Origin of the sequence: Kitasatospora sp. GP30 (assembly GCF_029892145.1) — a bacterium.
GTDB classification, from domain to species: domain Bacteria; phylum Actinomycetota; class Actinomycetes; order Streptomycetales; family Streptomycetaceae; genus Kitasatospora; species Kitasatospora acidiphila.
In genome coordinates, this window is the sequence record NZ_JARZAH010000020.1 from 45,314 (window position 1) to 62,855 (window position 17,542).

The 17,542-nt window shown below is 73.6% G+C and carries 14 protein-coding genes; 7 read left to right on the forward strand and 7 right to left on the reverse strand.

Annotated elements, in window-relative coordinates; genetic code table 11:
* Positions 1 to 10: 10 nt before the first annotated feature.
* Positions 11 to 1,105 carry a cytochrome P450 gene (locus P3T35_RS24680; RefSeq protein WP_280707809.1) on the forward strand — a complete coding sequence of 365 codons (1,095 nt, stop codon included), beginning with the start codon at positions 11 to 13 and terminating at the stop codon, positions 1,103 to 1,105.
* A gap of 58 nt (positions 1,106 to 1,163) precedes the next feature.
* On the opposite strand, the gene P3T35_RS24685 is transcribed toward P3T35_RS24680, so the two are convergent.
* Together P3T35_RS24685 and P3T35_RS24690 are read right to left on the reverse strand one after the other, a co-directional pair.
* A complete protein-coding gene (locus P3T35_RS24685) occupies positions 1,164 to 1,883 on the reverse strand; it encodes a polysaccharide deacetylase family protein (protein ID WP_101383487.1) in 720 nt (239 codons plus the stop codon).
* Positions 1,880 to 2,989, reverse strand: coding sequence for a glycosyltransferase (locus P3T35_RS24690; protein WP_180356719.1), 1,110 nt, complete (start codon positions 2,987 to 2,989; stop codon positions 1,880 to 1,882). Before P3T35_RS24690 ends, P3T35_RS24685 begins: the two co-directional genes overlap by 4 nt.
* 445 nt (positions 2,990 to 3,434) lie before the next feature.
* Between P3T35_RS24690 and P3T35_RS24695 the strand changes: the two genes are divergently transcribed.
* The 3 genes from P3T35_RS24695 to P3T35_RS24705 all read left to right on the forward strand — a co-directional run bounded on the left by P3T35_RS24695 (position 3,435) and on the right by P3T35_RS24705 (position 7,540).
* Positions 3,435 to 4,112: a response regulator transcription factor gene (locus P3T35_RS24695; protein ID WP_101383485.1), complete on the forward strand. Its 678-nt coding sequence runs from the start codon at positions 3,435 to 3,437 to the stop codon at positions 4,110 to 4,112.
* A gap of 76 nt (positions 4,113 to 4,188) precedes the next feature.
* Positions 4,189 to 5,547, forward strand: a complete 1,359-nt coding sequence (locus tag P3T35_RS24700; RefSeq protein ID WP_280707811.1) for a HAMP domain-containing sensor histidine kinase — start codon at positions 4,189 to 4,191, stop codon at positions 5,545 to 5,547.
* Positions 5,548 to 5,815: 268 nt separating this feature from the next.
* A complete protein-coding gene (locus P3T35_RS24705; RefSeq protein ID WP_101383484.1) occupies positions 5,816 to 7,540 on the forward strand; it encodes a sigma-70 family RNA polymerase sigma factor in 1,725 nt (574 codons plus the stop codon).
* 60 nt (positions 7,541 to 7,600) lie between these two features.
* On the opposite strand, the gene P3T35_RS24710 is transcribed toward P3T35_RS24705, so the two are convergent.
* On the reverse strand, positions 7,601 to 7,972 hold the full coding sequence (locus P3T35_RS24710) for a hypothetical protein (RefSeq protein ID WP_101383483.1): 372 nt from the start codon (positions 7,970 to 7,972) through the stop codon (positions 7,601 to 7,603).
* Between the two features lie 308 nt (positions 7,973 to 8,280).
* Here P3T35_RS24710 and P3T35_RS24715 point away from each other — a divergent pair, with 308 nt between their 5' ends.
* A complete protein-coding gene (locus P3T35_RS24715; RefSeq protein ID WP_101383482.1) occupies positions 8,281 to 10,374 on the forward strand; it encodes a prolyl oligopeptidase family serine peptidase in 2,094 nt (697 codons plus the stop codon).
* A gap of 79 nt (positions 10,375 to 10,453) precedes the next feature.
* Here P3T35_RS24715 and P3T35_RS24720 read toward each other — a convergent pair whose 3' ends face one another.
* Positions 10,454 to 10,804, reverse strand: a complete 351-nt coding sequence (locus tag P3T35_RS24720) for a hypothetical protein (protein ID WP_101383481.1) — start codon at positions 10,802 to 10,804, stop codon at positions 10,454 to 10,456.
* A 163-nt stretch (positions 10,805 to 10,967) separates the two neighbouring features.
* Between P3T35_RS24720 and P3T35_RS24725 the strand changes: the two genes are divergently transcribed.
* Positions 10,968 to 11,156, forward strand: coding sequence for a hypothetical protein (locus P3T35_RS24725; protein WP_101383480.1), 189 nt, complete (start codon positions 10,968 to 10,970; stop codon positions 11,154 to 11,156).
* Positions 11,157 to 11,262: 106 nt separating this feature from the next.
* Here the strand turns inward: P3T35_RS24725 and P3T35_RS24730 are convergent, their stop codons facing one another.
* The gene (locus P3T35_RS24730) at positions 11,263 to 11,913 is read right to left on the reverse strand and encodes a DedA family protein (RefSeq protein WP_101383479.1); all 651 of its coding nucleotides are present in this window, start codon (positions 11,911 to 11,913) and stop codon (positions 11,263 to 11,265) included.
* Positions 11,914 to 12,018: 105 nt separating this feature from the next.
* Here P3T35_RS24730 and P3T35_RS24735 point away from each other — a divergent pair, with 105 nt between their 5' ends.
* Complete coding sequence (locus tag P3T35_RS24735; protein ID WP_101383478.1) at positions 12,019 to 14,070, forward strand: transglycosylase domain-containing protein; 2,052 nt, start codon at positions 12,019 to 12,021, stop codon at positions 14,068 to 14,070.
* A 250-nt stretch (positions 14,071 to 14,320) separates the two neighbouring features.
* Here the strand turns inward: P3T35_RS24735 and P3T35_RS24740 are convergent, their stop codons facing one another.
* Positions 14,321 to 16,450 (reverse strand): hypothetical protein, encoded by a 2,130-nt coding sequence (locus P3T35_RS24740; protein ID WP_101383477.1) that lies wholly within the window; start codon positions 16,448 to 16,450, stop codon positions 14,321 to 14,323.
* Between the two features lie 281 nt (positions 16,451 to 16,731).
* A complete protein-coding gene (locus P3T35_RS24745; RefSeq protein WP_101383476.1) occupies positions 16,732 to 17,508 on the reverse strand; it encodes a TetR/AcrR family transcriptional regulator in 777 nt (258 codons plus the stop codon).
* Positions 17,509 to 17,542: the final 34 nt, after the last annotated feature.

Sequence of the window (17,542 nt, forward strand, 5' to 3'; positions counted from 1 at the left end):
CAGCCTGCAGATGGTCAAGCAGCTGCTGGCCGACCCCAATGTGTCCAAGAGCGCCCGGCTGCACTGGACCGCCTTCCGCGACGGTGAGGTCCCCGAGGACTGGCCGCTGCGCATCTGGGTCGACACCGACAACATGTTCACCGCCTACGGCAAGGAGCACCGCCGGCTGCGTCGCCTGGTGGCCGGTGCGTTCACGGCGCGCCGCACCGAGGCGATGCGCCCGCGGATCGAGGCGATGACCGCCGAGCTGCTGGACGGCCTGGCCAAGGCCGCCCCCGGCGAGGCGGTGGACCTGCGCGAGGGCTACGCCTATCCGGTGCCGATCCAGGTGATCTGCGAGCTGTTCGGGGTGCCGGAGCACCTGCACCCGGGCCTGCGCGAGTGCGTGGACAACTTCTTCGACACCACCATCACGCCCGAGGCCGCGGTGGCCAACAACACCCGCGTCTTCGAGCTGCTGGCCGAGTTGGTCGCGATCAAGCGCGAGCAGCCGGGCGACGACCTGACCAGCGTGCTGATCGCGGCCCGGGACGACGAGGAGGGCGGCGACGGCAGCGCGCTCACCGAGCAGGAGCTGCTGTTCACCCTGCTGCTGGTGCTCGGTGCCGGGCACGAGACCACCGTCAACCTGCTGGACAACGCGATCCACCTGCTGCTCACCCACCCCGACCAGCTGGAGCTGGTGCGCACCGGGCAGGCGGGCTGGAACGACGTGATCGAGGAGACCCTGCGGGTGCGTGGGCCGGTCGCCAACCTGCCGCTGCGCTACGCGGTGCAGGACATCCAGGCGGGCGACGTGCTGATCCGCCAGGGTGAGCCGATCGTCGCCGCCTATGCCGCCGCGGGCCGGGACGAGTCGGTGCACGCCGATGCGGACGTCTTCGACCTGCGCCGCGCCAACAAGGACCACGTGGCCTTCGGCCATGGCGCGCACTTCTGCCTGGGCGCGCCGCTGGCCCGGCTGGAGGCGCAGGTGGCGCTGCCCGCGCTGTTCGAGCGGTTCCCCGACATGGCGCTCGCCCCGGACGCGGACCTGACGCCGGTGGAGTCGTTCATCTCCAACGGGCACCGGCACCTCTCGGTGGTACTGGCCCCGGCGAAGTGACGCATGCGAAAGGCGCCTGACGATCCGTCAGGCGCCTTTCGCGTTCACACCGGGTAGTTCAGCCGATGCCGTGGTCGCGCAGCGGGCCCACCGTCAACCCCTGCTCCGCGCACCGCTCCAGCAGCCGGGGCAGCGCGCCCAGGGTGGAGCGCCAGGCCTGCGGCGCCGAGGTGCAGTCGGAGTCGTGCAGCAGCAGCGTCGCCCCGGCGAGCGAGCCCCGGGTGATGGTGCGCAGCACCGAGTCGGGGGTGGCCTTGGCCGTCCAGTCCTGGCCCCAGTGGGTCCAGAGCACCGGGCGCAGGTTGTTGCGCCGCGCCGCGTACAGAGCCGAGGTGTTGAGCACGCCGTAGGGCGGGCGGTACCAGCGCGGCTCCTGGCCGGTGACCGAGCCGATCAGCTCCTTGGCGCGGGTGACGTCGTTCAGGGTGGCGCGCGGGCCGCGGATCAGCAGCGGCCGGTGCGCCCAGCCGTGCACCGCGACCTCGTGTCCGGCGTCGACCAGCTCGCGGCCCAACTCGGGGTCCTTGCTGAGCATCTGGCCGAGCAGGAAGAAGGTGGCCTTGGTGCCGGTCTTCTCCAGTTCCTTGAGGAAGAGCGGGGTGGAGGCGCGGTCCGGGCCGTCGTCGAAGGTGAGCGCGACGTGGCGCGGGTTGCCGGGGCCGCTCAACTTCGGTGCCAGCAGCGGCCGCAGCGGGCCGAGCGAGGTGAGCGCGGGCAGGCTGTGGCCGACCGCCAGGGCGCCGGCGGTCAGGGCCAGGGTGCGGGTCGCGGTCGTCACGAGGCCACCTTCAGGATCGGTGCGGACACGTCGCCGGCCATCGCGGCGACCACCCGCTCGGCGCTGGGCGCGGTCCGCTGGCGCGGGATCGCGGGCCGGGCCAGCGCCTCGGCCAGGGTGGCGGCGAGCTGCTTCTCGTCGCGTATCCAGACCGCGAGCCCGGCCTCGTCCAGCGCGGCCGCGTTGGTCACCCCGTGGCCCGGCAGGCAGCGGTAGCTGACCACGGGCAGACCGCTGGCCATCGCCTCCAGCGAGGTGAGCCCGCCGGCGTTCTGCACCACCACGTCGCTGGCCCGCAGCAGGGCGGGCATGTCGTCCACCCAGCCGAGCGCGACGCCGGTGCCGCCGGCGACGAGCTTGTCCCGCAGCGCCGTGTTGTGCCCGCAGACGGTGACCGGCACGGCCACCCCGGCGGCGGCTATCTCCCTGGCGGTCTGCTCGACTTCGCCGACGCCCCAGGAGCCGGCGGTGATCAGCGCGACCGGCTGGTCCGCGGGCAGCCCGAACCGGGCGCGCTCGCGGGCCCGTTCGGCGGCCGAGCGGGCCGGACGGAAGGCCGGGCCGACCAGCGGCTGGCAGATCTCGATGTCCTTGGCGCCGTGCCGGGCGGCCTGGGCGGCCGCCACCGGGTCCAGCGCCAGGTGCAGGTCGACGCCGTCCGCCACCCAGAGCGGGTGTACCGACATGTCGGTGAGGAAGGTGGTCACCGGCACGTCCAGCTCGCCGCGGCGGCGCAGCCGGCCGAGCGCCTGGCTGGCCAGTGGGTAGGTGGACACCACGGCGGCGACGTCCTTGCCGATCAGCTGCCTGGTTCTGCGGGCCGCGGCCTTCGCGAACAGCGAGCTGACCATGCCCGACGACGACTGGTTCTTCTCCAGGCCGCTCAGCAGCCAGCCCCAGGCCCACGGGGCGACCTTCAGCTCCAGCGCGTAGCTGGCGCGCAGCAGCCGACCGCAGCCCGGCGGCAGCAGGTCGAGGAAGTCGTGGCACTGGGCGTCGAAGCCGGCCGCCTTCAGGCGGCGCACCAGCTCCCGGGCGGCGCCGTCGTGCCCCGCCCCCACGCTCGCGGACACGACGGTGATCCGGCGCGGCTGACTCGACCGCATCAGGCTCCTTCCCAGGCGGGCCCGGCCACCCGCCGACAGCGGAGCCGCACCCGCGACTCGCTGCGTCATACGGATGTACTGGGACCCCCTGCCTGGACTGCCCGGCCGAACCACGGGCCGGACGGACCGGCCCCGAGATCCCATTCGGAGCCGGCCCGAGTCGGTCGGGGCCGGTCAGGCCGTGACGGTAGGCCGCCCAGCGGGAGTCCGGGTGGATGGCGGCCGGACACCGGGTGTCCGCCCTCCGACGGCTCGGCCAACCCATGGGCGAATTGCCCGGTTTGCCCCACCCTGTCGGTGTTGACCGAGGCCTCCGCCGGCGCTCGAACCAACCCATCTCATCGAACTGCTGCGACACAGCATGCGACGGTCCACCTGAAGCCAGCCTGAAGCTAGCTGAAGGGGTCTTCAGCAAATCGTTAAGTCGGCCTGGAATCCTGGTGGCATGCGGGTACTGGTGGTGGAGGACGAGCGGCGGCTGGCCGCGGCGCTGCAGCGCGGGCTGCAGGCCGAGGGGATGACGGTCGATGTGGCGCACGACGGCCCGCAGGGCCTGTGGCTGGCGGGCGAGCACGACTACGACGTGATCGTGCTGGACATCATGCTGCCCGGCGTGAACGGCTACCGGGTCTGCGCCCGCCTCCGGGCCGCCGGCAACGAGGCCGGGATCCTGATGCTCACCGCGAAGGACGGCGAGTACGACGAGGCGGAGGCGCTGGACACCGGCGCTGACGACTTCCTCTCCAAGCCCTTCTCCTTCGTGGTGCTGGTGGCCCGGCTGCGCGCCCTGGCCCGGCGCACCGGCCGCCGTCGCCCGCAGAGCCTGGAGTTCGGCGACCTGCTGCTGGACCCGGCCCGGCACACCTGCACCCGGGGCGGCACCCCGATCCGGCTGACCGCCCGCGAGTTCGCGGTGCTGGAGTACCTGGCCCGGCGGGCCGGCGAGGTGGTGCCCAAGCGGGAGATCCTGGAGCAGGTCTGGGACAGCGCCTTCGAGGGCGACCCCAATGTGGTGGAGGTGCACATCAGCGCGGTCCGCCGCAAGATCGACGCGCCGTTCGGCCGCAGTGCGCTGGAGACCGTGCGCGGCGCCGGCTACCGGCTGGCGGCCGACGGTGGCTGACCGCCCGGTGCGGCGGCTCGGCACCACCACGGGCACGGCCAACGCACTGCCGCCGCGCCGCCGCGGGCTGGCCAGGCTGCGGCCGCTGACCGTGCGGGCCCGGGCCACCCTGGGCGCCTGCGCGGTGGTGGCGATCGCACTGGCCATCGCCTCGATGGCGCTGGTGGGCCTGCTCGACGCCAACCTGCTGCACAACGCCGAGGCCGACGCCGACGCCCAGGCCGACGCGGTGGCGCAGGCGGCCGTGGCCGGCAAGCTGGACCCGCTGCTGCCGCCCACCCACGGCGCCGACTTCATCCAGGTGGTCGCCGAGAACGGCCGGGTGCTGACCTCCAGCCAGAACCTGGCGGGCCGTCCCCCGATCTCCCAGCACCAGCCGACCAGCCCGGGCACCGTCCGCAGCACCTGGGACATCGGCCTGCTCGGCGACCAGCAGCGCCAGCAGGTGGTGCAGGTCACCACCGAGACCGGCAGCGGCCTGATCACCGTCTACGCCGGCACCTCGCTGCGGGACGCGGACGCGGCGGACGACACCACCTCGGCCGCGCTGCTGGTCGGGGTGCCGCTGCTGCTGGTCACCGTGGCCGTGGTCACCTGGTGGGTGACCGGCCGGGCGCTGCGCCCGGTGGAGGCGATCCGGGCCGAGGTCGCCGAGATCAGCGACCGCGACCTGCACCGCCGGGTCCCGGTGCCGCAGACCCATGACGAGATCGCCCGGCTGGCCGCCACCATGAACGCCACCCTGGACCGGCTGGAATCCTCCGGCCTGCGTCAGCGCCAGTTCATCGCGGACGCCTCGCACGAGCTGCGCAGCCCGATCACCGTGCTGCGCACCCAGCTGGAGGTGGCGCTCGCGGTCCGCGACCCGGCCGCCTGGCCGGAGCTGATCAGCGGCGCGCTGGAGGACACCGACCGGCTCCAGCAGCTCGCCGTCGACCTGCTGCTGCTGGCCCGGATCGACGCCGCCGAGCCGCTCCCCGACCAGCCGCTGAACCTCACCGAGCTGGTCCGCGAGGCCGTCGACAAGCGGCACGGCGACCGGGTGCCGGTCAGCGCCGAGCTGGCGCCGGACGTGCAGGTCACCGGCAGCGGGCTGTGGCTGACCCGGGTGGTGACCAACCTGCTGGACAACGCCCAGCGGTTCGCCGATCACTCGATCGCGGTCCGGCTGACCGTCCTGGCGCAGGACGGCGCGGAGCTGGCGGTGCTGGAGGTCACCGACGACGGCCCGGGCATCCCGCCGACCGACCGCGAGCGGATCTTCGAGCGCTTCACCCGGCTCGACGACGCCCGCAGCCGGGACCACGGCGGTGCCGGCCTGGGCCTGGCGATAGCCCGCGATCTGGCCGCCCACCACTACGGCACCCTCACCGCCGAGGACGCGGCGCGCGGCGCCCGGCTGGTGCTGCGGCTGCCGCTGGCGCCGGCCGACTAGGGCCGCTCTCGAGGATCATGCCGGGCGCGCGACGCGGCCGACCTGATCCGTGAGACAAGCCCTGGCCGCCTCCGAAACCCGGCCTGCGCAACCCGGCTTGCGCCAATCGGCCGACCGGCAATCGGCTGGTGCTGCCCGCACCCCGGGCCCCGCTGCCCGGGCCCCGCGCACCGTTCGATTAAGGTCGGGCCCGAATTTCCGTTATCCGGCTCCACCGCGCGGATCTCCTGCTGTGGACAGGTCGGTTGGCTGGAGAAGGTGGGCACGGGTGGAGACGGACAGGTACCGCGACCTGGCGGTGCGGGCGCGGACGGATGACGCGACGGCTCGTCAGGAGTTGCTCGGCGAGCACCTGCCGCTGGTCTACAACATCGTCGGCCGGGCGCTGAACGGGCACCCGGACACCGACGACGTGGTGCAGGAGACGATGCTGCGCGCGGTGGACGGACTGCCCGCGCTGCGCGACCCGGCCGCCTTCCGCAGCTGGCTGGTGGCGATCGCGATGAACCAGGTGCGCCAGCGCCACCGTGCCCAGCAGGCCCGCCAGACCGACGGACTGGACGAGGTGCGCGAACTGCCCGATCCGGCCGGTGACTTCGCCGAGCTGACCATTGTGCGCCTCGGCCTGTCCGGGCAGCGCCGGGAGGTGGCCGAGGCGACCCGCTGGCTGGACGCGGCCGACCGCGAGGTGCTGGCGCTCTGGTGGCAGGAGGCAGCCGGCGAGCTGACCAGGGCCGAGCTGGCGGCGGCGCTGGAGCTGAGCCCGCAGCACACCGCGGTCCGGGTGCAGCGGGTCAAGGAGCGCCTCGACGGCGCCCGGACCGCCGTGCGGGCGCTGGCCGCCCAGCCGGGCTGCCCGGCGCTGGCCGAGCTGACGGCGGGTTGGGACGGGACCCCGGCGCCGCTGTGGCGCAAGCGGATCACCCGGCACGTCCGCGACTGCGCCGACTGCCAGGAGCCGGCCCGCGGCCTGGTGCCCGCCGAGGGGCTGCTGGCGGGGCTGGCGCTGCTGCCGCTGCCACGCCGGTTCCCGGCCGTGCCGACGGCGGCCGAGGTGCCGACCACGGCTGCTGTGCCGAGCACGGCTGACGCTCCGAACACATCTGACGCGCCCACCGCGGCGGTCCGTCCGGCGCGGCACCGGACGGGTGGCCGCAGCTCCGGACGGTCGGCCGCCGGGGGCCTCTCCCGGGTGCGGGCCCGGGCGCGGGCGCGTACCCGGCGGCGGCGCCAGGCCGCCACCGTGGTCGGCGCGCTGCTGGTGCTGGTCGCGGCCGGCATGGTCTGGGACGGCATCGGCGGCCCCGACGGCACCGGCTCCCGGCAGGCCGACGCACGGGACCCCGGGCTCTCGGCGGCGATCCCCGGCACCGCGGGCCTGCTGCTCGACGCGCTGGCCGGCGCTTCGCCGTCGCCCTCGCCCAGCACCGCGCCGCCCAGCGCCTCGCCGTCCGAGTCGAGCTCGCCCTCCCCGTCCGACTCACCGACCCCCTCCCGCTCGGCCGCGCCCACGCCGTCGCCAACCAGCGCCGCGCCCCAGCCGAGCAGCGCGCCGCCCGCCCCCTCGCAGCCCGGCCCGGGCGGCCTCGCGGCCCCGGCCCCCGGACAGACGGCCTTCATCACTCAGGTGATCAAGCTTGTGAATGTGCAGCGGGCCCAGAACGGCTGCGGCCCGGTCACCGCCAACGGCCAGCTGCAGCAGGCCGCCCAGCACCAGTCGGACGACATGGCGGCCCGCCAGTTCTTCGACCACACCAACCCGGACGGCGCCGGCCCGCAGCAGCGGATCGAGGCGACCGGCTACCAGTGGAGCACCTGGGGCGAGAACATCGCCCGCGGCCAGTCGGATCCGGCGTCCGTGATGAACAGCTGGATGAACAGCCCGGGGCACCGCGCGAACATACTGAACTGCGCGTTCAAGCAGTTGGGCGTGGGCGTGCACATGGGTCAGGGCGGCCCGTGGTGGACCCAGGACTTCGGCACCCCGGCGTAACGGTTCTGCTGACGACTGGCGGTGCCGCCCCGGGCGCCCCGGGGTGGCACCGCCGGATGGTCACTGCTGGGCCGCCACCCCGCCCGGGGGCTCGGCGGTGACCGTCGGACGGACGGATTCATCGACACCTGCCGGGCGGGCCGCCTGGGCGGCTTCGGCGGCCGCGGCGGCCGACTGGGCCACCTCCGCCCGACCGAGCGCGAGGTGGGCGGCGCAGGCCACCACGACCCAGGCGAGCCCGCCGCTGTGCGTGTAGGCGTGGCCGGCGGTGTGCAGCTGCTGCTGGTCGGTGCCGCAGTAGAGGCAGGCGTTGGCGTGCAGTTGCTCGCCGCTCACCAGCAGGTGCTGGGCGGGGCCCTCGATCGGGTGGTAGTCGATCGGGATCGGCGGCCGGCCGGCGGTCAGCTGGTGCGATGTCAGGTCCGAGGTCATCGGGTCCTCTCCAGGGTGAGAACTCCAGGATCCTGGACGGACCCAAGCTCCGGTCACCCTGAGTGGCCACTCGACTCCGCCCATGGGTCCAGACTGGCCCTGCCGGGGCGTCACCGCACCCCGGACGGTCGGATTTTCAGTTCTTTTCGGCTGAATGCCCGTCACTTGTTGGCCACTTGGCCACCATCGCGGCACCGGGTGTCAGGTCGGCTCCGCCTTCCCGTCCCGCAGTGCCATCCTGTCCGTCCGGCGGTGTCGCCCTGAATACCGGCTTCCGGGCCGGCCCGCGCGAGTGGCAGAGTGTCGGAATGTCGACTACCACCAGCACCACGCTGCCCGAACAGCTCACCCGCACCCAGCGGTTCACGCTCGGCGCCCCGGGCCAGTTCACCGTCGCCCCGGACGGCACCACCGTGCTCTTCGTGCGCAGCCGCGGCGGCGCCGACCCGGTCGGCTGCCTCTGGGCGCTGGACCTCGAGCCGGCCGAGGGCCGCGCCGGCGTCGAGCGGCTGCTGGTCGACCCGGCCGAACTGCTCGGCGGTGCCGGCGAGCAGCTCTCCGAGGCCGAGCGGACCCGCCGGGAGCGCACCCGGCAGTTCGGCCGGGGCATCACCGGCTATGCCACCGACCGGGCCGCCACGCTGGCCGTCTTCACACTCTCCGGTGAGCTGTGGACGGTGGACACCGCCACCGGAGCGGCCCGCCGGCTGCCCGCCGAGGCCCCGGTGGTCGACCCGCGCCCGGACCCGACCGGCCGCCGGATCGCCTACCTGAGCGGCGACGCCCTGCGGGTGATCGAGGCCGACGGCACCGGCGACCGCGCGGTGGCCGTGCCGGACGGTCCGGCCGTCTCCTTCGGGCGCCCCGAGCATGTGGCCGCCGAGTCGATGCACCGCCAGCGCGGCTACTGGTGGGCGCCGGACGGGATGCGGCTGCTGGTCGCCCGGGTCGACGAGTCGATGGTGGCGCTCTGGTACCTGGCCGACCCGGCCCGACCCGAGCTGGCGCCGCGCGCCGTCCGCTACCCGGCGGCCGGCACCGCCAACGCCGAGGTGACCCTCTGGCTCACCGAGCTGGACGGCCGGCGCACCGAAGTGCGGTGGGACCGCGCCGCCTTCGAGTACCTGACCGCCGCCGGCTGGGACGCGCACGGCCCGTTCGCCGCGGTGCAGACCCGCGACCAGCACACCGTGCGGCTGCTGGCGATCGACCCGGTCGACGGTGCCACCACCACGCTGCACGAGCAGCACGACGACTGCTGGGTGCAGCTGGTCCACGGCCTGCCCGCGCGGACCGCCGGCGGCGCGCTGCTCGGGTTCGCCGACCGGGGCGACACCCGGCACCTCACCGTGGACGGCGAGCCGGTCACCGCGCCCGGGCTGCAGCTGCGCGAGGTGCTGTCGGTCGACGGGGACCAGGTGCTCTTCGCGGCCTCCGAGGAGCCGACCCGGGTCGAACTGTGGAGCTGGCAGCCGGAGTCGGGCGCTCGGCGGCTGACCGACGAGCCGGGGCGGCACAGCGGTGTGCGCAGCGGGGCCACCCTGGTGCACACCGCCCGCTCGCTGGCCCGGCCCGGCAGCCGCACCCGGGTGCTGCGCCCCGGCCGGCCCGCGGTCGAGATCGCCTCGCACGCCGAGGCACCGGCGCTGGCCCTGCGTGTGGAGTCGGCCGCGGTCGGCCCGCGCGGGCTGCGCACCCAGCTCTTCCTGCCGTCCTGGCACCGGGAGGGCGACGGCCCGCTGCCGGTGCTGCTCGACCCGTACGCGGGGCCGGCGCTGCAGAAGGTGGTCGACGATGGCGCCTGGTGGGCGCTGCAGTCCCAATGGTTCGCCGAGCAGGGCTTCGCGGTGCTGGTGACCGACGGCGTCGGGGTGTCGGGGCGCGGGCCGGCCTGGGAACGCGAGGTGTACGGCGACAGCGTCAACCCGGCGCTGGACGACCAGGTGGCCGCGCTGCACGCCACCGCCGAGCGCCGACCGGGACTGCTGGACCTGGACCGGGTCGGCATCCGCGGCTGGTCGTTCAGCGGCACGCTGGCGGCCGCGGCGGTGCTGCGCCGCCCGGACGTCTTCCACGCGGCGGTGGCCGGCGCCGGGAACCACGACCAGCGGCTGTACGACACCCACTGGCGGGAACGTTTCCTCGGCCACCCGGACGAGCACCCCGACTGGTACGACCGCAGCTCGCTGCTGCTGGACGCGCCGAAGCTGCGCCGCCCGCTGCTGCTGGTGCACGGGATGGTCGACGACAACGTGCTGGCCGCCAACACGCTGCGGCTGTCGGCCGCCCTGCTCGCGGCCGGCCGCCCGCACGAGGTGCTGCCGCTCAGCGGCGCCACCCACGCGGTGACCAGCGCCGAGCTGCTGGGGCACCAGCTGGCGTTCCTGCGGCGGCACCTCTGAGCGGCCCGGTGGTCGGCTAGCGGTCGCTACGAACTGCTACGGGGCTCCTACGGCCTCCTATGGCTGAACGTACGGGCTGCTACGGCTGAACGTCACTGCGGGCGCAGACCCAGGCCAGCGCGTCATGGACGCCTCGGGCGTACTCGCGCTGCGCCGGGTCGACCCGCAGATCGAGATGGCGGACCTGGGCGGCCTGCTGCTCAGCGCCCAACTGCGCCGGGCACGGGCCCTCCGGCCCGCTGGCCATGCTGGTGGTCACCGGCGCGAGCCGGGCCCGGCCGAGCGCCCAGCGGTAGCCGTCCAGCGAGCCGTGACGGGCGGGTGAGGGTTCGAAGGGGGTGTCGCCGATGTACTCCAGGCGCGCGAGCGCGCTCTCAACCTGCTCCCGGGATCGCGCCCCGACGCGGGACGTCAGTTCGTGGCTGGTCATGTCCGCAGACTAAGCAGCGCCGACCGCCGGGGCGCACCCGAGACGGCCAAGGGAGCGAACCGCGCTCGGTGCTGGCGTCGGGGTGCGCATCGCACCGGTTCGGGCCCACACTCGGGAGTAACGCAGGACCATCCGGCCACGCCCCGACCCACGGAGGCTTCCCATGTCCGAGTCGATCGAGAGTGAGCAGCCCACTCCTGACAACCTTCTGCACACCGGAGCCGAACATCCCGTCGACCCGGTGGACCTGGTGATGGCGTCCGGTCGGGATGTCACTCCCGAACTCGTCGAGAAGGCGCGCCAGAAGCTGGAGAAGGAGGGCGCCGCGGCAGTCGAGAAGCTGATGCCCTGACCAGCGGGCCCGCCCTCGGCGGGTGCGCACCCCGGCGCCGCCGCCTCTGACCACGCTCAGCGGCGGCGCCCGTGCGCGGCGGCGGCGGCAGTGACCGTGGCCGTGCTCAGTGGCGGTTCCCGTGCTCGGCGCGGCGTCGGCGCAGCAGTCGGCGGAGCAGCCAGGCCAGCACCAGGACGACCAGGGCGATCAGCAGGAAGAGCTGGTACCGCAGCGCCTGCCGGTAGACCTCGTTGATGTTGCCGCCCGCCAGGTAGCCGGCGGTGCTCCAGGCCCCGACCCAGAGCACGGCGCCGAGGACGTTCCAGAGCATGAACCGCCGCCAGGCCATCTCGGTGGTGCCGGCGATGATCCCGTAGGTCTGGCGCAGCCCGTCGACGAACCGGGCGATCAGCACCACCTTGCCGCCGTTGCGGTTGAAGAACGCCTCCGCCTTGTGCTGCCGGTCTTCGGTCAGCGCGACGTAGCGGCCGTAGCGGTGCACCAGGGCCCGGCCGCCGAAGCGGCCGAGCAGGTAGCCCGCGCAGCCGCCGAGCACGGCCGCCAGCAGCGCGATCGCCACCACCCCGGCCAGTGAGAGCCGTCCGGCCCCTGCGTAGACGGCGGCCAGGATCAGCACCGTCTGGCCCGGCACCGGGATCGCCGCATTGTCCAGCAGCACCAGCAGGCCGACCGCCAGATAGCCGTAGTGCTCCAGGAACGGTGCCAGCGCGGCCAGTGGGCCGGGCAGCTCGCCGCCGGACGGGGCCGGAGTCATGGGCAGCACCTCGAAGGTCCGTAGGCGGACATTGTCGCAGGCTTGTGACGGACGACGCCCGCCGTTTGGTCCGATTCCTCATCTTTTCTACATAGAGTGCAAGGCATGTCTTCGTCGCGTTTTGGCACCTTCATCCAGAAAAGCGGCTTTGCTGCCAAGCTCGTCGGCGCAAGCGCGGCCGCCGGAGTGCTCACGGCCGGGGTCGCCGTCCCAGCCGTCGGCGGGCTCGGGCTGACCGCCAAAAGCGCCGTCGACGACTTCCAGAACCTGCCGGACGACTTCAAGGCGCCGCCGCTCAGCCAGGCGTCGACGATCTACGACGCCAACGGCGGCGTGATCGCCACCGTCTGGGACCGGGACCGGACTGTGGTGCCCAGTGACCAGATATCCCCGCTGATGAAGTCCGCGCTGGTGGACATCGAGGACAACCGCTTCTACCAGCACGGCGCGATCGATGTGAAGGGCGTCCTCCGCGCGGTCGGCAACAACGCGGGCGGCGGCGGCACCCAGGGCGCCTCCACACTGACCCAGCAGTATGTGAAGAACGTCTTCGTCGAGGAGGCCGGCGACGACCAGCAGGCGGTGCTGGCGGCCCAGGCCCAGACGGTGGGGCGCAAGCTCAAGGAGATGAAGTACGCGATCAAGGTCGAGGAGACCTTGAGCAAGGACCAGATCCTGACCAACTACCTGAACATCACCTTCTTCGGTGAGCAGGCCTACGGGGTCGAGGCGGCGTCCGAGCGGTACTTCAACGTCCACGCCAAGGACCTCACGCTGCCGCAGGCCGCGCTGCTGGCCGGCCTGGTGCAGTCGCCCAGCGGCTACGACCCGGTGGCCAACCCCAAGGCGGCCAAGGAACGCCGCGACACCGTGCTGAAGAAGATGGCGCAGTACGGCACCATCAGCCAGGACCAGGCCGATCAGGCGATCAACACCCCGGTCCAGCTGAACGTCAGCCGCCCGCAGCAGGGTTGCATCACCGCCCAGCAGGGCGAGGGGTTCTTCTGCGACTACGTGAAGAACCAGGTGCTCAGCGACCCGGCTTTCGGCGCCAGCTCGGAGGCCCGCGCCGCGCTCTGGAAGCGCGGCGGCCTGCAGATCCACACCACCCTGGACCCGAAGGCCCAGGCGGCCCTTCAGTCCTCGGTGACCAGCCACGTCTACGCCACCGACAAGGCGGCCACCGCGACGACCGTGGTGCAGCCCGGCACCGGCAAGATCGTCGCGATGGGCCAGAGCCGCCCGTACGGCGTGAACGCCAACCAGACGCAGATCAACTACAACGTCGAGAAGTCGATGGGCGGCGGCATCGGCTTCCCGACCGGTTCGACCTTCAAGCCGATCGTGGCGGCGGCCGCGCTGGAGAACGGCATCACGCCGTCGCAGTCCTACGCCTCGCCGTACAGCGAGCCCTGGCCGGTGATGACGGACTGCAACGGCGGCCGCTACACGCAGCCCAGCACCGGCACGGTGCACAACGACAGCACCTCGCTGGTCGGCCCGTTCACCATGGGCCCGGCGATGGCGGCATCGGTCAACACCTACTTTGCCTCGCTGGAGGGCGACGTGGGCCTGTGCAACGTGGCGCAGATGACCAACAAGCTCGGCATCACCCAGCAGGCCGGCGGCGACAAGCTGGCCGTCACCCCGGCGATGGCGCTCGGCTCCAACGCGCTGACCCCGCTGGAGATGGCCAACGTCTACGCGACCTTCGCCGCCCACGGCACCTACTGCACCCCCACCGCCATCACCGACGTGACCGGCCCCGACGGCAAGCCGATCAACGTGCCGCAGAGCCAGTGCAGCCAGGTGATGTCGACGCAGACCGCCGACCAGGTCACCACCATGCTCAAGGGCGTGGTGCAGGACGGCACCGGTAGCCCCGCCGGCCTGAGCGACCGGGACAGCGCGGGCAAGACCGGTACCACCAACGACAGCAAGCAGGTGTGGTTCGTGGGCTACACGCCCGAGCTGTCCGGTGCCACCGTGGTGACCGACACCGACAACCCGCGCCCGCTGGACGGCCAGAGCATCGGCGGCACGGTCGTCGGCCAGGCCTTCGGCGGCACCCTCGCCGGGCCGATCTGGCGCGACACCATGAGCGGCGCGCTGCAGGGCACCAGCCCGACGCCGCTCACCACCGTGCCGCTGCAGTAAGGACGTTGGGCGCGCACCTGATGATGCCGATGCCCCCGTGCCGCCGACCTCGGTCGGCGGCACGGGGGCATCGGCATCAGGGGCGGGGGCCTACCGGTTCACTCACCCGTCGCCGTGGCGGGCGGCGGTGACGGCGGCGGCCAGGGGCCCCCTTGATGCGGGGGCCTACCGGTTCGCTCACTCGTCGCCGTGACGCGCGGCGGCCACCGCAGTGACCAGGGGCCCCTTGATGCGGGGCCCACCGGTTCGCTCACTCGTCGACGTGACGCGCGGCGGTGACGGCGGCGGCCAGGGCCTCCTTGATGCGGGGGCCCAGGCGGGCGAAGCCCAGCTCCTTCATCGCGGCGCGCAGCAACTCGTCGTCGGTGCGGGTGGTGTAGTCGCTGTCGATCCAGCGGACCAGGGCGAGCAGTTCCTCGGCGGCGTAGGCGGTGATCGGCCGGCCCGGGGTGAGGTCCGGCCGCTGGGGGCGCCGGGGGGCGCGGGCTGCGGGCTCGGGGTCCTCGGTGACGGGCTCCTCAGCGACGGGGGACTCCGCGACGGGCTCCTCGGCGCCCGGGGACTCCGCAGTGGGCTCCTCAGCGACGGAGGCGGGCTCGGCGACGGGCTCCTCAGCGACGAGGGACTCCGCGACGGGCTCCGCGACGGCCGGGGACTCCGCAGTGGGCTCCTCAGCGACGGGGGCGGGCTCGGTAACGAGCTCCTCGGCGGCCGGGGCCTCCGCAGTGGGCTCCTCAGCGACGGAGGCGGGCTCGGTAACGAGCTCCTCGGCGACGAGGGCGGGGGCCTCAGCGACCGGGGAGGGGACGGGCTCGGGCTCCTCGGCGACCAGGGCCTCTGCGGTGGGCTCCTCGGCAACCGGCTCGGGCTCCGCAATGGGCTCCTCAGCGATCGCCACGGGAGCCGGCTCGGGCTCCTCGGTCACCTCCGGCACGGCGGCGACGGGCTCATCGGCGACCGGAGCAGGCTCGTCCTCGGTCACGACCGGGGCCGGCGTCTCGGCGGCGACGGGCTCCGCCTCGGCGACGGGGGTGGGCTCCTCGGCAACCGCTTCCGAGGAGGGCACGACCTCGATGGTCTCCTCAACCACCGCGACGGCCGGCTCCTCGACGAGCTCCACGGCCTCAACAGCCTCAGTCGGCCCGGCCTCCTCCGTGTCCTCGACCGTCATCTCGGCGACCACGGCCTCGGCAACCGGCTCCGGCTCGGCGGCGACCTGCTCTTCCTCCTCGACCTCGACCTCGACCTCGACCTCGTCGGCGGCCGGGGCGATGACCTCCAGGGCCGGTTCCGGCGAGGGCGACGGAATGACGATCACGTCGGCAGCCGCGTCCTCGGCCGCGAGCCGAGCGTCGTCCTCGCTCTCGACGACCTCCGTCACTGCGTCGACCTCGACCTCGGACGCCGTGTCAGCTTCGACCACGACCAACTCCACGTCCGCCGCATCCGACTCCCCCGCCAGCACCTCGTGCGCCTCGTGAGCCAGCCGCGCCGTCCAAGCGGCCTCCGCCGCCGCGCGATCGGCCCGAGCCGCCGTCAGCTCGGCGAGCAGCTCGGCAAGGCCCGCGCCCTCCAGCTCGGCGCGCAGGGTGCGCAGTTCGGGCAGACGGTAGAGGGTGCCCTCGTCGGCGGCCAGTGCCTCCACCAGCTCGCCGAGCTCGTCGAACACCAACTCGTCCAGCGCCTGGCCGTCCAGCAGCCGACTCAGTTCCCGCAGTCCGCCGGCCAGGGCATCCGCGCACTGCCCGGTGAGCTCCAGCAGTTCGGCGTCGACCGGCCGCGCCACCGTGCCGGCGACGGGGGCCAGCGCCTGCCACTCCTCGCGCTCGGCGGCGGCGGCCAGCAGGGCGGCGTGCAGCGCGTCGCGGCGCGGGCGGTCGGCGACGGCGAGTCGGCGGGCCTCGGCGCGCAGCTTGCGGCGGCGGCCCCAGGAGATCTTGAGTCCGCGTTCCTTGCGCCAACTGCCGCTGGCGGTGGCGGCCGCGAGGGCGTCGAGGTCCGCCTCGTAGGCGCCCGAGCGGAGCGTGGCGGCGGTCTCCCCGACCCGGCGCAGCAGGCCGACGAGGGTCACCACCTCGGCCACCGTGGTGGATTCGCGCAGGGCGGCTTCGGCGGCCAGGCGGTCGGCGGCCTCGCGCAGTGCGCTGAGGTCGCCGCCGCGGACCTCGGCGAGCGCGGTGGAACCGGCCCGGGCATCTTCGGGGTTGGTCACGGTGTCGGCGGCGGTGTACCAGGCGTGGGTGTCCACGGCCAGTGTGAAACCGCCGAGTTCGGCGTACCTGAGCAGGTTCTCGCCCAGGTCGGCCGCGGGGTCGGGCGCAGGGTCGCCGGAGCGGTCCTGCTGCGGTACATCAGCGTTCTTGACGGGAAGCACTGTCATGGGGAACGTCCGGATTCGTGGCGGGGGGCTGCGTCGGTACGGCCGTCGGGCTGCGGGTGGAGCGTGGTCGCGTCCCGGGGTCCGTGCTGGTAGGTCAGGATACGGGTGGGCGTTCGACCGTTGCACGCACCCGCCGTCGCTGCCTGCCACTGTGCCGTGCTCACGCCACCCTGTGCACCCCTGACACGCCTCTGCCCGCCTGCCACCCCGTTGCCGTCTGCTCCTACTTCGCCGATCGCCCCCTCCTCTCGACCTTCTTGTCGACCTCTCCACCGACCTTCTTATCGACCTTTTTCTCCGCCCTCTCCCGCCACCTTCTTCGCTACCTTCTTCGCCACCTTCCGGGCTTTCTGCACCGGCTTCGGTGGGGGCAGCTGATCGAGCAGCAGGTCCAGACCGGCCGTCAGTTCGGCCTGGGCGTCATGGTCGGCTTGCAGGGGAACGGTGGCGCGCAGGCGCGGGTACTCGGCGGCGGGGAGCCGGTGCAGACCGAGGCGGAGCAGCGGGTCGGGCTCGGCCGGGTTGTCCACCACCGGGCGCTTCTCGACCAGCAGGTAGCCGAGGACCCAGCCGACCAGTGCGCGGTACAGCCGCAGCGTGGTGCGATCGTCATACCCGGCACTGGTGATCAGGCCGAGCATGCGCTCGTTCAGCCGCAACATCGGCGCAGGACGTCGGGAGACCGGTACGGCGAGCGGCCGGGAGACGACCAGCGGGAAGACGTTCGGGTGCACGTCGGCCACCGCGCAGAAGAGGTCGGCGATCCGGTGCACCTCGCCCCGCCAGTCCCCCGGCCGCACCGGGCCGAGCCGGTCCATGACCTCGCCGTAGAAGGCCTCCACCATGCCGTCGAGCAGGGCCTCCTTGCCGGAGGCGTAGCGGTAGAGCGCCATCGGTTCCACACCCAGCTCGGCGGCCAGCCGGCGCATGGTCAGCGCGGCCAGTCCCTGACGGTCCGCCAGGTCGATCGCGGCAGCCAGCACGCGCGGCCTGGTCAGGCGCCCGCGCCCGGCCTGCGCTCCGGTCCCGCGCGCCCCGCTCTGCGCATTCGCCACCATGGGGGCCTCCTCACTCCGTCGCCCCCTTGACTCC